This window comes from Paenibacillus sp. Y951, from assembly GCF_056786395.1.
Genome location: NZ_JBXCIY010000017.1, coordinates 1 through 16,125 on the forward strand (window position 1 = coordinate 1; position 16,125 = coordinate 16,125).

Annotated in this window: 18 protein-coding genes; 1 reads left to right on the plus strand and 17 read right to left on the minus strand. The window is 40.8% G+C overall.

The window, feature by feature from the left end:
- Nucleotides 1-209 precede the first annotated feature (209 nt).
- The 14 genes from AC1TPB_RS19545 to ftsY form a co-directional block, all read right to left on the minus strand.
- Entirely contained in the window at nt 210-851 is a 642-nt protein-coding gene (locus AC1TPB_RS19545; protein ID WP_482078070.1) for a ribonuclease HII, read from the minus strand.
- Complete coding sequence (gene ylqF / locus AC1TPB_RS19550) at nt 852-1,748, minus strand: ribosome biogenesis GTPase YlqF (protein WP_482078071.1); 897 nt, start codon at nt 1,746-1,748, stop codon at nt 852-854.
- Nucleotides 1,749-1,762: 14 nt separating this feature from the next.
- On the minus strand, nt 1,763-2,476 hold the full coding sequence (gene lepB, locus AC1TPB_RS19555) for a signal peptidase I (RefSeq protein ID WP_482078072.1): 714 nt from the start codon (nt 2,474-2,476) through the stop codon (nt 1,763-1,765).
- Nucleotides 2,477-2,559: 83 nt separating this feature from the next.
- The gene (rplS, locus tag AC1TPB_RS19560) at nt 2,560-2,901 is read right to left on the minus strand and encodes a 50S ribosomal protein L19 (RefSeq protein WP_482061071.1); all 342 of its coding nucleotides are present in this window, start codon (nt 2,899-2,901) and stop codon (nt 2,560-2,562) included.
- Between the two features lie 324 nt (nt 2,902-3,225).
- A complete protein-coding gene (gene trmD / locus AC1TPB_RS19565) occupies nt 3,226-3,993 on the minus strand; it encodes a tRNA (guanosine(37)-N1)-methyltransferase TrmD (RefSeq protein WP_482078073.1) in 768 nt (255 codons plus the stop codon).
- A 1-nt stretch (nt 3,994) separates the two neighbouring features.
- A complete protein-coding gene (gene rimM, locus AC1TPB_RS19570) occupies nt 3,995-4,519 on the minus strand; it encodes a ribosome maturation factor RimM (protein WP_482078074.1) in 525 nt (174 codons plus the stop codon).
- 91 nt (nt 4,520-4,610) lie between these two features.
- On the minus strand, nt 4,611-4,838 hold the full coding sequence (locus tag AC1TPB_RS19575) for a KH domain-containing protein (RefSeq protein WP_258199625.1): 228 nt from the start codon (nt 4,836-4,838) through the stop codon (nt 4,611-4,613).
- Nucleotides 4,839-4,880: 42 nt separating this feature from the next.
- The gene (gene rpsP / locus AC1TPB_RS19580; RefSeq protein WP_482078075.1) at nt 4,881-5,153 is read right to left on the minus strand and encodes a 30S ribosomal protein S16; all 273 of its coding nucleotides are present in this window, start codon (nt 5,151-5,153) and stop codon (nt 4,881-4,883) included.
- A gap of 57 nt (nt 5,154-5,210) precedes the next feature.
- The gene (gene ffh / locus AC1TPB_RS19585) at nt 5,211-6,608 is read right to left on the minus strand and encodes a signal recognition particle protein (RefSeq protein WP_482078076.1); all 1,398 of its coding nucleotides are present in this window, start codon (nt 6,606-6,608) and stop codon (nt 5,211-5,213) included.
- Entirely contained in the window at nt 6,595-6,996 is a 402-nt protein-coding gene (ylxM, locus tag AC1TPB_RS19590; RefSeq protein ID WP_482078077.1) for a YlxM family DNA-binding protein, read from the minus strand. Before ylxM ends, ffh begins: the two co-directional genes overlap by 14 nt.
- Before the next feature lie 204 nt (nt 6,997-7,200).
- Nucleotides 7,201-7,848, minus strand: coding sequence for a DUF6036 family nucleotidyltransferase (locus tag AC1TPB_RS19595; protein WP_482078078.1), 648 nt, complete (start codon nt 7,846-7,848; stop codon nt 7,201-7,203).
- Nucleotides 7,832-8,056, minus strand: coding sequence for a hypothetical protein (locus AC1TPB_RS19600; RefSeq protein ID WP_482078079.1), 225 nt, complete (start codon nt 8,054-8,056; stop codon nt 7,832-7,834). Before AC1TPB_RS19600 ends, AC1TPB_RS19595 begins: the two co-directional genes overlap by 17 nt.
- 288 nt (nt 8,057-8,344) lie before the next feature.
- Nucleotides 8,345-8,875, minus strand: a complete 531-nt coding sequence (locus tag AC1TPB_RS19605) for a hypothetical protein (RefSeq protein WP_482078080.1) — start codon at nt 8,873-8,875, stop codon at nt 8,345-8,347.
- A 164-nt stretch (nt 8,876-9,039) separates the two neighbouring features.
- Nucleotides 9,040-10,038, minus strand: a complete 999-nt coding sequence (gene ftsY / locus AC1TPB_RS19610) for a signal recognition particle-docking protein FtsY (protein ID WP_482078081.1) — start codon at nt 10,036-10,038, stop codon at nt 9,040-9,042.
- A 168-nt stretch (nt 10,039-10,206) separates the two neighbouring features.
- On the opposite strand from ftsY, the gene AC1TPB_RS19615 reads away from it, so the two are divergent.
- Nucleotides 10,207-10,350, plus strand: a complete 144-nt coding sequence (locus AC1TPB_RS19615; RefSeq protein WP_482078082.1) for a hypothetical protein — start codon at nt 10,207-10,209, stop codon at nt 10,348-10,350.
- On the opposite strand, the gene smc is transcribed toward AC1TPB_RS19615, so the two are convergent.
- From smc to fabF, 3 genes are all read right to left on the minus strand, one after another.
- A complete protein-coding gene (gene smc / locus AC1TPB_RS19620) occupies nt 10,347-13,931 on the minus strand; it encodes a chromosome segregation protein SMC (RefSeq protein WP_482078083.1) in 3,585 nt (1,194 codons plus the stop codon). The genes AC1TPB_RS19615 and smc overlap by 4 nt on opposite strands.
- Nucleotides 13,932-14,084: 153 nt before the next feature.
- Nucleotides 14,085-14,798 carry a ribonuclease III gene (gene rnc, locus AC1TPB_RS19625; protein WP_482061080.1) on the minus strand — a complete coding sequence of 238 codons (714 nt, stop codon included), beginning with the start codon at nt 14,796-14,798 and terminating at the stop codon, nt 14,085-14,087.
- Complete coding sequence (fabF, locus tag AC1TPB_RS19630) at nt 14,788-16,029, minus strand: beta-ketoacyl-ACP synthase II (protein WP_482078084.1); 1,242 nt, start codon at nt 16,027-16,029, stop codon at nt 14,788-14,790. The genes rnc and fabF overlap by 11 nt, the downstream gene beginning before the upstream one ends.
- Between the last annotated feature and the right edge of the window lie 96 nt (nt 16,030-16,125).

Below are 16,125 nucleotides of genomic sequence, written 5' to 3' on the forward strand. Positions count from 1 at the left end.
TCGATACGCTTCTACGCACAGATTTCGCCATACGCAGGTATCCCAGCTACGAAGGTGGCTTGGTCCCTCCTTCGGTTGGACTTTCACCAACTAGATAATGCGTGCCTCTGGGCACGCCTCATATAAAAAGCGACCTGCATCCCATCCATTAAGTTAGGGCACACGTCGCTTCTATTATTTATACTATACATTTAATCATTGCTAGTTAATTATTGCTTGGGCCAAACACTCTCTAACTGATCACCAAGTAGCTTCTTCAAAAATGTTTTACGATGCATAATTGTAGGTCCATATTGTAAAATTGCGGCATTATGTACTTTAGTACCATAGCCTTTATGCTTAGATAATTCATATTGCGGATATAAGTCATTCCACTCTTGTTCGCAAAGACGATCACGAGTGACTTTCGCTAATATTGATGCGGCTCCGATCGATTGACTACGAGCATCACCTTTCACAATACCTTCTTGCGGAATATCGAGATCAATGACCTCGGCATCGACGAGTAAAAATTGCGCGGCAACCTGTAGACCTTCAATTGCTTGCTTCATCGCTAGACGCGAAGCTTGCTTAATATTCAGTTCATCAATGATTGGTGCTGGAATGCGCGCGATGCAATAAGCTACTGCTTGTTCAGTAATCTCTGAATATAACAGCTCACGTTTCTTTTCCGTAAGTTTTTTGGAATCATTGATCCCGTCGATGATGCAACCAGGCGGTAAGATGACCGCTGCGGCAACGACATCACCGAACAGACAGCCTCTACCTACCTCGTCCACACCAGCAATATGTTCAATCCCCTGTGACCATAACGCCTTTTCAAAAGCTAACAAATCGATGACATCAGACATCTATTTCTTAACCTCTCTTATAGGCATATCATCAAATGGAGCTTCTAACGTAATCCGTCCTAACTTCGCAGCACGAAGATCACGTAATATAACGCCCGATGCTTTATCAAGATCAACTCGATTACCACTCATCAAGCAACCACGTTTGCGGCCGATTTCCTCCATAACACGAACGATCTCTTCGTTGTCATTAAGATCTTTCGGAGCTTCGATCGTTAAGCTGTAACGTTCAGCAATCGTATCCCAGTATCTGCCTGCCAATGTTTTAATAGCATAATAGCCGACCTCATCAATATTCAATATTTGCTCACGAATCGCACCAGTCATCGCTAGACGATATCCGACAACTTGATCATCGAATCTCGGCCATAATATCCCTGGAGTATCTAGTAGTTCTAGCTCGCCACCCGCTTTAATCCATTGTTGCCCTTTCGTAACCCCTGGCTTGTCACCAGTGATCGCAATATTACGGCCAGCAAGTCGATTAATTAGTGTGGATTTCCCTACGTTCGGAATACCGACAATCAGTCCTCGATTCGCGCGTGGATTCATGCCTTTAGCAATTTGTCGATCGATCTTAGCTTTCAATATTTGCTTCGTCAAAATCGGAATTTCATTGACCCGCGTACCTGTATTAGAATCTACAATAGCAACGGTATGACCTTCGTTCTCAAAATATTGCTTCCATTGCTCATTCATTACGGGATCAGCCAAATCAGATTTATTCAAAATAATGAGTCTTGGCTTGCCTTGCAAAATATCATCGATCATTGGATTACGACTAGAAATTGGTACTCGTGCATCTAGCAGTTCAATCGCAATATCAATTAATTTCAGCTTTTCTTGTATTTGACGCTTGGCACGGGTCATATGCCCCGGGAACCATTGAATCGCCATATAAGTCACCTCATCTAGTTGTAATGCTTAACCAACTCTAATTTATTTAATGGCCACATTACGACATCAGCACGTCCAATAATTTCGTCCTCTGATACGTAACCTATAGCTCTACTATCCTTACTATAACCTCGATTGTCGCCCATCACATAATACATTCCTTCAGGGACAACATTATCTGGGTATCTTTCATTAGGGAAACTGAACGAATCTCCAATCCCATTATATGTTAATCCGTCAGCCATACTCTCTGCAATAACTTTTGTAAGATAAGGCTCAATAATCAATTGATCATTAATATACAATTGATCACCTTCAACTTTTATAGTGTCACCTGGTACACCAATAATACGCTTAATGAAACGTCTATCCTCTTCAGGTACATCGAATACGACAACATCACCATATTCAGGCTTGCTAATATTATATATAAGTAAATTTACAATAACACGTTCATGAGTATGAAAGTTCGGTTCCATTGAATCACCATCAACAATAAACGGTGAAAACAGAAAAATACGTACAATGGCAACAAGTATAATAGCGATCGCAATCGACTTAATCCAATCGATAATCTCTTTGTAAGTCTTATCTTTTTGTTGTTTCCTACTTGATCTTGTAGAGCCGGATGCCAATACACTATCTTCATTTTGAGAGCTTCCATTCTGCTCAGCTACGTCTTCTGTCGAAGCTTTTGGTTGATCGAGTAACTCATCTTTAGGTTCCATTGTACAGCCCTCCTCTTGACTCTAGCAGATGTAAAAAAAACGAAAAGGAGCTTGATAGAACAAGCTCCTCTTGATGATTCATTTTAGCGAATTTCTTTAATTCTCGCAGCTTTACCACGAAGGTCACGAAGGTAGTACAACTTAGCGCGGCGAACTTTACCACGACGAGCTACTTCGATTTTTTCAAGCTTTGGTGAATTAAGAGGGAAAGTTCTTTCCACACCAACACCATAAGAAATTTTACGTACAGTAAAAGTTTCACTAATTCCGCCACCGCGACGTTTAATTACTACGCCTTCGAATAACTGAACACGTTCACGAGTTCCCTCGATTACTTTTACATATACTTTTAGCGTGTCACCAGGACGGAAATTAGGTGTGTCTTGGCGAAGATTTTCCTGAGCAATTGCTTGTAGGATATTCAAAATATTCAACTCCTTTCACCATAGATGTTCTTATAAACTTCCTATTCCTCTGAATAGATCATCATTTATAGCGGACCACCCGTTATACGAACAACATTTACTATTTTATCATATAAAGAGTACCAATACAATGATAACTTATAGGCTTGTCTTAATTGTTCATTTCTAAATACAAGTTCAAAAAGCGGACTTTCAGAATCGAGAAGATGACGCGTTAGTTGAGAAAGGCGGAAGCGCAAGTGTACGTGGTTGGTACACGCGAACCGTACTTTCCAAGTTCGCTTCATATTCGATGCCGACTAAGCTCCATGCATTACTTCGTTATCAAAGTCCGCTTTTTGAACAACCTCTTTTGTTACTCAACAATTTGCGCTGCTGGTCTAGCCATTGCTTCTCTTTTTTGGACAACTCAATATGCTCAAGCAGATCCGGTCGACGTTGTAGTGTACGTAATAGCGATTGTTCACGTCTCCACTTCTCGATATTAGCATGATGCCCAGATAACAATTCATCTGGAACCGACCATTCGCGGAATTGAGCGGGTCTTGTATAGTGAGGATATTCCAGTAATCCAGTACTGAAAGAATCCGTAATTGCACTTGTCTCATTGCCAAGTACACCTGGCAATAGCCTTACCACACTATCGATCACCGTCATCGCAGGAATTTCTCCACCTGTGAGCACATAATCGCCTACAGATATTTCATCTGTAACTAGATGCTGACGAATACGCTCATCATAACCCTCATAATGACCGCAAATGAAAACGAGATGACTAGACGTACTTAATTCCTCTGCTTTACGCTGTGTGAAACTTTCCCCTTGCGGACACATCAATATGACACGTGGCGGTTCTATCGCCTGAGCTTGTAATTCCTCGACAGCAGAAAATACAGGTTCAGCCTTCAAGACCATACCACCGCCACCACCGTAAGGATAATCGTCTACTGTATTATGCTTATTATTGGCATATTTACGAAAATTAATCGCGTTAAGCTCAACAATTCCTTTTTGGTGAGCTTTTCCCAAAATGCTACTATTAAATACACCAGTAAACATCTCGGGAAATAAAGTTAACACATCAATTTTCATATTAGACCAATCCTTCTAGCAAATGAACAGTAATTCGCTTACTTACCACATCAACATTAAGCACGACAGGATCAATAACTGGCAATAAAATCTGCTTACCTTTGCCTTTTTCCGGTTCTACAACCCACACATCATTCGCACCTGGAGATAGAATTTCTGTCACTACGCCAAGCATTTCATTCGCATCGCTGTATACTTCACAGCCGATAATTTGATGATAAAAATATTCGCCATCATCTAATGAGCCTTGATCTTCTGCAGCTACTTTAATAAGCCAACCCTTAAATTTCTCGACTTCATTAATGTCGTTATAACCTTTTAACTTAATAAAGTACATTCCCTTTTGCTCACGTGAGTTCACAACCTCAATATTTTGAGACTGACCTGTTTCTTCATTGAACATAACGAGCTTGCTACCTACAGCAAAGCGCTCCTCTGGGAAGTCTGTACGTGACATTACTTTCAGGTCACCTTTTAGCCCGTGTGTATTCACAATTTGACCAACGTTATACCAAGTTCCACTCATTTTATCATCCCTTACTTAGCAATCTTTTTCGCATTTCCATGCCAAAAGAGGGTCAGGATTTTCATCCTAACCCTCCTGACGGCGCATTCACTTATGATTGAATGTTAACGATCACACGCTCGTTAGACTTAGTTGCAGCCGAGTTCACCACAGTTCGTATCGCCTTCGCAATACGACCTTGCTTACCGATAATTTTACCGACATCAGATGGATGAACCGAAAGCTCGTAAATCGTACTGCGTTCATCTTTAACATGAACGCGCACATCTTCCGGATGATCCACTAAAGCCTTCGCTATGACAAGAATTAATTCCTTCATCAACAAAGCCCTCCGCTTCTCAACAGTATTAGCTAAAAGCTATTACTTCTGTTGTTTAAGCTCATGGAATTTTTTCATTACACCTGCTCTTGAAAGCAAGTCACGAACTGTATCAGATGCTTGAGCACCTGTTTGTAGCCATTTCAACGCTTTTTCTTCGTTGATAGATACTACTGCAGGTTGCGCAATTGGATTATAAGTACCGATTTCTTCAATAAAACGACCATCACGTGGAGAACGAGAATCAGATACTACTACACGGTAGAATGGAGCTTTATGAGCACCCACACGTTTCAAACGAATACGAACTGCCATTAGAAATTCACCTCCTTCGATAAATCAAACTATGTTTTGCTTCAGTACTACTTATAGTTAGAATGGAAACTTCATATTTTTGCCTAGAAGCCCTTTCATACCCTTCATACCTTTTTTGCCACCTTTAAGACCTTTAGGTCCATTCGGGCCCATCATCGAACTAAATTGCTTCATCATTTTACGCATATCATCAAACTGCTTGATCAGTCGATTAACTTCAACAATAGAAGCACCACTACCAGTAGCAATACGTTTACGACGGCTATGATTAAGCAATTCTGGCTTTTGCTTTTCTTCCTTTGTCATCGATTTGACAATGGCTTCCACGCGATCCAGTTGCTTTTCATCAACCTTCATATCTTTCATATTACCTTTCATCTTACCCATGCCTGGCAACATATCCATAATTTGATCCAAAGGACCCATTTTCTTGACTTGCTCCATTTGCTCTAGGAAATCATCAAAGGTAAATTCCGCATTACGCATTTTCCGTTCCATCTCAGCAGCTTTATCTGCATCGATTCCCGATTGCGCCTTCTCGATTAGAGAAAGCATATCACCCATACCAAGGATACGAGAGGCCATACGTTCAGGATGGAATGGCTCCAAAGAATCAATCTTCTCGCCCATTGCCGCGAACTTGATAGGTTGTCCAGTTACAGCTTTTACAGAAAGAGCCGCACCACCACGTGTATCCCCATCGAGCTTAGTTAGAACGACACCTGTAAGTTCCAATTGTTCATGGAAGCTTTGTGCGACGTTAACTGCATCCTGTCCAGTCATTGCATCAACGACTAAGAGCACTTCATCAGGCTTAACAATGGCATGAATATCTTTCAACTCACCCATTAAAGCTTCATCGATATGTAATCGACCAGCTGTATCGAAAATAACATAATCATTACCGTTATCTTTGGCTTGTTGCAAACCGTTACGAGCAATTTCAACAGGAGATACTTGATCACCCATTGCAAATACTGGCGCATTGATCTGCTCACCTAGAACTTGAAGTTGTTTAATCGCCGCAGGACGGTAAATATCACAAGCAACAAGTAATGGTTTATGGTTTCCCTTTTGCAATAACCTTGCAAGCTTACCAGAGGATGTTGTTTTACCTGCCCCCTGTAAACCGACCATCATAATAACTGTTGGAGGTTTATTAGCTTTTGCAAGCTTTGCTTGAGTTCCGCCCATAAGCTCAGTAAGTTCTTTATTAACAATATCAATAATGACCATGCCTGGCGTAAAGCTTTTTGATACATCGAGTCCAATAGCTTGCTCTTTCACCTTGGCTATAAAGTCTTTCACGACTTTGAAGTTAACGTCCGCCTCAAGTAGAGCAAGTCGTACTTCGCGCATCGCTTCAGCGACATCATTTTCAGAAACTTTTCCTTTGCCCTTTAGCTTGCTAAAAACATTTTGCAGCCGACTAGACAAACTCTCAAATGCTGCCATCCTTTATCGCCTCCATTTGTGTCATAATTTCTATAGAACGTAGCTGTTCAACGACAGTTTGTAAATGTTGTCGTTGCTCTAGCGGAAGCTGTAGTTGATCCAACTGATCTTCTAATTGCTCCGTCAGGTGAACTGTTTGCTCATGTCGAGTTAGCAGTCCTAACTTTCGTTCATACGATTCCAGCGACTGCTGGGCACGTTTTATATTATCATACACTGCTTGGCGACTAATGCCAAATTCAGTAGCGATTTCACCCAATGAAAAATCATCATGGTAATAATAGATTACAATAGTACGTTGCTTATCTGTTAATAACTCTTCATAGAAATCTAACAGCAAATTAATGCGTGTTGTTTTGGCTAGGGCATCTGGCTCTATATGTTGCATTCCATTCCCCTCCATTACTTCCTTTGAAGCATGTACCAATAGGCTTTCACTGTAAAGTAGATTACCTTTACACCTGGCAACGAATATTATCATAACGCAATCACATTCATGTGTCAAGTAGTTTTACTTGTCACTTGTTCTTTAGATTAATCCAGATCGAAAATCGTACTGGGCTTCTTAATATGCGAATGATATCTTCTAGTCTTAAAATAGTTTAAGGTAAACTCCAGGAGTATTATCATTATTGTCCTCAAGGAACTTTTCAAAATCCTTACGCATCCGTTTTACCTTCTTTTGAAACTCAACCGTAGGTTCGCCTATACCTCTCCTATGGGCTTCACCTTGTAAATATGAGAAGTCGATCATATCATACGAAGCCAATAGTAACCTCTGCGCCCATTCCTTGCTCCTAGAATCATTTGTAGAGAAATGAGACTCCAGTCTATCCAGTATCAGATCTTCCAACCCAATTATATAAACATTAAGATTAGTTTCCTCGCACCGATAAGAAACTATTCTACTTCTATCCCCGGACAAAGGCCCTGTTGGAAACTCCGTAAGAGAATCAGTACCTTTATGATATAAGTTCTTTCCGAGTCTAACAAAACCTAACTCCTCTACTACCTCATATTCTTGTCCACTCAAATCATTAACAAAATCAATATCAGAAGTGGTATAGTTTCCCGCAGTATATATCTCCACCGCAGAACCGCCTACAAGAATAGGATAAGGTAACCCTTTTTTAACAAAGGCTTCTGTAATAATACTAGCTACAGCAATACGCTTACTCAAAAGCTCCGTTATATTATTACACTCATCCAACATCAGTTTCAAATCACTTTGTTCTCTCACCTCTTACCCTCCCTATCGGCTTACCCGTAGTAACTCTAACCAACTTGCTAGGGTCTACCTGCTTGTAAATCTTCACTGAATCCGTAATAACTAGAACTCTTCTTGAGTTTGGATCTCTAAGCTTCAGATCCGCCCCCGCTTCAATCTTTCCCCATAATTCAATATTTTTTACATTCCCTCTGATTTTTTTTATATCTAGGCGTCTCACTCGAAAGCACTTCCTTCCTATTCGTATGTTATGTATTGTAATTAATATCCACAATGTGCTTAATTCCCGCAATAGCCCACTAACCAAAGTTAATGAGCTATAACTGAGTTATATATTATGCTGTATGATCAAAAATTCGTTAATTAATACGGTCTATTGTTGAATTCTAAGGCTGTCATTCCCCTTCGAACTATCATATCTTCATTATAGAAATATAAGAGATTAATGTCTAGAGCTCTGCTAATGTTACATTATTTTTTCAGAAATGATATTTTTGATTTTATACATCTATATAAAAATCTTCTCTAGTTGATCAATGCCCCGCTTCGCACGAATATTAAGTGACTTCTTATCCGTTAATTGATGAAGATTCAATTCATGACCAGGGTCAACGACTAATTGCCCCTTCATTACATTATCAAATAGTAGTAGCGTCTTCTTGATCGCATCAATCAGCTGCTCCTTCGTTAATACGTCTTTCAATACAATAATAATATGACTCATATATTCTGCATATTTGAGCTTAACAATACTATCAGCGCTGTTCAAATGTTTTGAAGAAAACAACAAAATATTTGTAATAATAGTACTATCCTTATAATTGTTTGCGATTACGTCTAGATGATGCACAGCATCCCAATCTCGAATAGATAATTGAGCCGAATAGTGGTCAATTAATTGTTTAATCCACTCAGTCTCTTGCTCTAGTGCAATATTGTAATCTTTGTATTCATCAAGTTGACCTTCACGGAACATTTGTAGCTTATTCCCATAATGATGATCAAACAGTTCTTTCGCTCGTAACTGTTCTTCTAGCATAACATCACCTTCTATTTCTCATTACTGTATGCAGCTTTGTAATCAACCAACCATATTGTGTTCGTCGTATGAAGAAAAGCCACCTAGCAGAACATGTAATCCGGAATCCCAGACAACACCTCTTCTAGGTGGCTTTCTATCTTATATAGTAGTTAATTAATTTTCTACGCTTCTTCTAGATCTGCTTCCTTCTGAATGAGACCAGCGAATAACGCATGTACAAACTGATCGGAATCGAATTCTTGAAGATCGCCCATTTTTTCGCCTAGACCAACCAGCTTCACTGGAATATTCAATTCATTGCGAATCGCAATAACAATACCACCTTTAGCTGTACCATCAAGCTTCGTTAGGACAAGTCCCGTTACGCCACTTTTTTCACCGAACAATTTTGCTTGGCTAAGCGCATTTTGACCCGTCGTAGCATCAAGCACTAGTAGTACTTCATGAGGAGCTGTCGGCAATTCACGCTGAATAACACGGAATATTTTATTCAATTCTTCCATTAAATTCGATTTATTTTGCAAGCGACCAGCAGTATCACAGATCAACACATCTACTTGACGTTGCTTTGCAGCTTGAACGGCATCAAAGATTACAGCAGCAGGATCAGAACCAGGAGATTGCTTGATTACATCAACACCAACACGTTCTCCCCATACTTCAAGCTGTTCAATCGCCCCAGCACGGAATGTATCGCCGGCAGCTAGTAATACGTTTTTACCTTCGCTTTTCAGCTTATGTGCTAGCTTACCGATCGTCGTTGTTTTACCTACCCCATTAACACCGACAAATAGGTACACCGTAATTTCTCCAGCAGGTGCAACGTTTAGATATGAAATTTCATCACCTTTAAGCATCCCCACAAGCTTCTCAGATAATATAGGTTGCAACTCTGCAGCACTTTCGATTTTACGCTTCTTCACTTCCTCACGTAGCTCATCGATTAATTGCATAACTGTAGTTACACCTACATCAGCGCCGATTAGAATCTCTTCAAGCTCCTCATAGAACTCTTCATCGATTTTTTTTCGGCGAGTAATTAGTTCTTCAACCTTCTCCACAAGAGCTGTTCTAGTTTTAGCCAGCCCTTCCTTAAATACATTAGTTACCGCTTCTGTTTTCGAAGCAATCGTTTCTTTCAACTTTTTGAAAAAACTCATAATTGTATACATCCTCTCAAAACTTTTCATGACATACTCGATTGACTTCCTCGCTGATGAAAAGCTACGTTAGCATACCCATCGCTATCAAAGTCCGCTGTTCGAAGCATCCTATTACAATCGAGGTTCAATAAGCGGGCTTTCAGAACCGAGCAGGTGATACGTTACTTGAGAAAGGCGGAAGCGCAAGTGTACGTAGTTGGTACACGCGAACCGCACTTTCCAAGTTCGCTTCAGATGCGATGCCGACTAAGCTACAACGCACCACATCGTTATCAAAGTCCGCTTATTGAAGCTTCCTCTCAAACTTAAGCAGTTACACCGTCTAGCTCACGACTCTCTTCAAGACGAACAGAGACTAGCTTAGATACGCCGCCTTCCTCCATCGTCACACCATACAGCACATCAGCTTCTTCCATTGTACCTTTACGATGTGTTACGACAATGAATTGCGTCAGCTCAGAAAATTCACGTAAGTACTGAGCAAAGCGTGATACGTTAGCTTCATCAAGCGCTGCTTCTACCTCATCCAATACGCAGAATGGAACAGGCTTCACTTGTAAAATTGCGAATAAAAGTGCAATAGCAGTTAAAGCACGCTCTCCACCAGAAAGCAATTGTAAATTTTGCAGCTTTTTACCTGGTGGCTGAGCAACGATATCGATCCCTGTCTCCAAAATATTGCTAGTGTCAACTAGAATGAGATCCGCGCGACCGCCGCCGAATAATTTACTAAACACAACGATAAAATGTTTACGAATTTCATCAAATGTCGATTTGAACCGTTTCGACATTTCATCATCCATCTCTTTAATGACTTCATATAATGTAGTTTTGGCTTCCATCAGATCATCCTTTTGTTCCGATAAGAAGTCAAAACGCTCTTTTACTCGCTCATATTCTTCGATTGCACCTAGATTAATATCACCTAATGAGCTAATTTGACGTTTCAGATCTTTCACATCAAGCTGCATCGGGGCGATCTCTTCTGGTGGAGGATATTGTTCTTTCGCCATTTCATAGCTATAGCTATATTCCTCACTTAGCTTACGAATCGTATGATCTAATTCAACATCTTGGCGGTTAAGCACGATTTCTGTTTGACGCATTTGCTCTTCAATATTACGAAGACTGATGCGTTGATCCTTCGTCTCGCTTTCCCCTTGTTCCAAGCCTGTTGATTTTTGAGATCGTTGCATACGATAATGATCGGTCTTTTCGCTACATTGCAGCTTAGCATCTTTCAAATTAACAAGTTGCCCTGCCTGTTCAATAGCTTCATGATCCAAATTAGCTCGAGCTTCAGTTAGTTGAGTCTCCTGTTGTTGCTGTTGACGAAGCTCATGCTTAGTCCGAGCGATCTCATCTCTAAGACGACCAGCTTGATCCTCATAATTACTATACTCTTGATCAAGCTTAGCAACAGCAATTTTCAGATCAGTCAGTTGAACTTGCAGTTCTTCTTTCTGACTTTCATTCACTTTACGCGTCTGTTCAGCAAGTCTAATCGCTTCTTGCAGTATTTTATCCCGCATCGATAATTGCTCTAACTGTTGCTCTGCAACCTTAATTGACTGTTCGGCAGCTACACTCTCGGAAGTTTGAGAATTTTTATCGGAGGAAGATAATGCTTGCTGCTCATTCAAAAACTTCATCTCTTGCTGGAGCTGTTGAAGTTCACCTTTAAGCTGCTGCTCTTCGACTCGTTTCTGCTCAAGCTTCTCACGCGCTTGCTCAGCATTTTGTGTGCGAATTGATATTTCTTTGCGATTGTCTACGATTTGCGCGCGCAATTGCTCTATTTGTTGTTTCGTTTGTGCAATGACTTCATCGAGCTGTTCGATCTGACGATGTCTACCGAGTAAGCTTGCGCCTTTCTTCTGCTGACTACCACCTGTCATCGAACCACCAGCATTAACAACATCGCCTTCGAGCGTTACGATACGATAGCGATACTGACAGCGTGAAGCAATGCGGTTTGCTTGTTCCAAATTCTCAGCTAAAAGCACATTACCTAATAGGCTATAGACAATCTCCTCATACTGCCCCTCACTTTTTACTAGATCAGCAGCAATACCAACAAATCCTTCGAGTTCATTGATCATACGCTTATCAGATTCATTCAAGCGTCGACCACGAATAACATCAAGTGGTAAAAATGTTGCACGACCTAGTTGACGCTGCTTCAAATATGCAATAGCAGTACGCGCACTTCGCTCATCTTGCATAACGATATGTTGCAGCGCTCCACCTAATGCTGTTTCTATAGCTGTTTCAATACGCTGTGGTACTTGTATCAGCTCTGCAACAGCACCATGTACGCCGCTAACACCTGATTGCTGACTGCGAGATGCTTTCAAAATTTCTTTGACACCATGCATGAAACCATCCATTGCATCTTGCATTTCTTTCATCGTATCTCTACGAGATAAGTCACTATCTATTTTTTGTTCTAATTTTCGTAAATTAGCACTTTCTTGCTCAAGTGAAACATTCAACTTACGAGCTTCGTCAGCTTCCGTAAGCATTTTCGTACGTAGCTTATTAATATCAGCAACAACGACAGCTAATGACTGATTCAGCTCGTACTCCTTCGCTTCTAACGTACGTTGCTGCCCAGTCCATTTCACTTCATCTTCTTGGATACGTTCCATTCGGCGCTGTAATGATTGTTGCTGTTGCTGTGTATAACGCACTTCATTACGAAGCTGTGCCATTGAGCTGAAAACGTCCAGTAATTCACCTTTCAAACGTTCTTCTTCATCTTGGGCACTACCACTCGTCACGCCTTGCATCCGAATTTCTTCAGCAGCTAGCTTAATCCGATAATCATTCAATTGTTCTTCGATCTCAGCTGCCTTACTGCGAAGAGAAACTTCCTCTTGCGATAAGGACATAATTTTCGCATCCGTTACTTGAATAGATTGAGTTACCGTCAGCTTTGTTGCCTCGTTATGAAGAATTCGTTCTTTAATAATCTCGCCATAGCTTTCGCATTTTTCAACATCTTCACTAATTTGTAGCATCGCTTGATGCAGTTCATCGAGCTGAGCTTCTATTTCACGTAATTGCAAGCGATCACTTTCTAATACAGCGTCATGCTTACTTACGACAGATGACAGTTTAAGTTGTTCTTCTTGTAGCTTTTCTAACTTATTCGTCGAGTCAGACCATGCACTATGTAGCGTTTCAATCTGATGCACATAAAGCGAAATCTCTTTGGATTTCAATTGTTCTTTAAGCTGCTTGAAATGAATAGCTACTTCAGATTGCTTGCGCAGCGGCTCTACTTGATCCTCAAGCTCCGTTACTAGATCGTGAATACGTAACAAGTTTTGCTCCGTATCGTCTAACTTGCGTTTTGCTTCTTTTTTGCGAGACTTATACTTTACAATACCTGATGCTTCTTCAAATATCCCCCGTCGATCTTCAGAACGAGTACTTAATATTTCCTCGATACGGCCTTGTCCTATAATCGAGTAAGCTTCTTTACCGATTCCTGTGTCCATGAACAACTCTGTAATATCCTTTAAGCGACAAGCTTGCTTATTGATCATATACTCGCTATCACCACTACGATGAACACGACGTGTAACGGTTACTTCATTATATTCGAGCGGTAGCGCACCATCGGAGTTATCCAGCGTTAAGCTAACTTCTCCATAGTTCACTGCACGCCTGGCATCGCTACCTGCAAAGATGATATCTTCCATCTTGCCACCACGGAGACTTTTCGCGCTTTGCTCCCCAAGAACCCAACGGATTCCATCTGATATATTACTTTTACCAGATCCATTAGGTCCAACAACGGCTGTAATACCGTTCACAAATTCTAACTCGGTTTTGTCAGCGAAAGATTTAAATCCCGCTAATTCGATTCTTTTCAAGAACATAGTTTGGCTTTCACCTCCCGAATATTGTACCACATTTTAAGCTGTCTCGATATGACATTGCTAGAAATTCACCACATACAAAAAGCATCCCTTTGGACAATCCAGTCCACCGGAATGCTTTTTGTATGTACGAGCTCTAAGATGTTACCAGCCTTACGCGTTTCTCATTTCCTGCTCAGCTAGTTTACTCCATGCCTCTGCAGCTGCACGTTGTTCGGCCTCTTTCTTAGAACGCCCAACACCTACACCATAACATGTATCATCTAGTACAACTTCGATTACAAATTCACGATCATGCGCTGGTCCACGTTCTTCGATAATGCGATAATCGATTGCTCCAAGACCAATATGTTGTGCACGCTCTTGTAATTTCGATTTTGCATCTTTCATTAGCAAACCATAATTATTCGAATCAATGTAAGGGAACATATACTGTTCTAGAAATTGCTTTGTCACTTCAATTCCTGCATCCAAATACAATGAACCAACAAATGATTCAAATAGATCAGCTAGTAACGCTTGACGCTGACGACCACCAAGCTGTTCTTCCCCGCGTCCCAACAATACATATCTACCAAAATCTAATCGTTCTGCAAAATGAGCTAATGACGGCTCACAAACAACGGAGGCACGCATACGCGTTAATTCGCCTTCAGGTCGTTTGGTGTACGTTTTGTACAAGTATTCAGATACGAGTAATTGCAATACCGCATCACCCAAAAATTCAAGCCGCTCATTATCCTGGACTGAGCCGCGCTTGTGTTCGTTCACATAAGAAGTATGTGTAAATGCTTGGCGTAGAAGTTTCACCCTTGTAAAATTGAGCTGCAGTTTAAGCTGCAGCTCATCAAATAAATCATGCTTCATATTTTCTCATCATGATGGATGCATTATGTCCACCAAAACCGAATGAGTTAGATAATGCGACCTTAACATCCGCTTTACGAGGCGTATTAGGCACATAATCAAGATCAAGTGCTGGATCTTGATTATCAAGATTGATTGTTGGAATAATTATTCCATTTTGCAGGGTTAGGGCTAATATTACGGCTTCTACACCGCCAGCTGCACCAAGTAAATGACCAGTCATTGACTTCGTAGAGCTTACTGCTAATTTATAAGCGTGATCACCAAATGTCATTTTCACAGCTGTTGATTCAGAAATATCACCAACTGGAGTAGACGTACCGTGTGCGTTAATATAATCCACTTCAGAGGGATCAATACCAGCATCTTTCACCGCATTCGTCATACAACGAGAGGCACCAGATGGATCTGGCTCAGTCATATGATGAGCATCTCCACTCATTCCATAACCGATCACTTCAGCATAAATTTTCGCACCACGTGCCTCTGCATGTTCAAGCGATTCAAGAATTAGAATGCCTGATCCTTCGCCCATTACAAATCCATCACGATCTACATCGAAAGGACGACTTGCTTTTTCAGGCTCATCGTTACGGGTAGACATTGCTCTCATCGAGCAGAATCCTGCCATACCAGTCGGACGAATCGTTGCTTCTGCTCCACCAGCGATCATAACTTCAGCATCGCCTTGTTGAATTAGTCGGAACGAATCACCAATCGAATGTGTACCTGAAGCACACGCTGTCACTGATGTAGAGTTAGGTCCTTTTGCTCCAGTAATCATGGAAACTTGACCAGAAGCCATATTGGCAATCATCATCGGAATAAAGAATGGATTAACACGCTTTGGTCCTTTTTCTAGAAGAATCTTATGCTGATCCTCAAAAGTTCCAAGACCACCGATACCAGAACCGACAATTACACCCATGCGCTCTGCATCGACATTTTCACCGATTTTCAAGCCGGAATCTTCAATTGCTTTCAAGGTTGCTGCAACAGCGAATTGTACGAAACGATCCATACGACGAGCTTCTTTCTTTTCTATACCATAGGTTTCAAGATCAAAGTCTTTGACCTCAGCAGCAATACGCGTTGGATATTCCGAGCAATCAAATTGCTCAACTAACGACACACCTGACTTTCCTTCCATCAGGTTGCCCCAAAACTGATCTATTTCGGAACCTAATGAAGTTAAAATACCCATTCCAGTTACTACAACTCTGCGTTTCATATTGTTCACCCCTAGTACTATTGAATTACCTTTATCTATATCAAAAAGAATTGATTGTCATCAGTTCTCATTTTCGTCTGTTAAGATCACATTTGT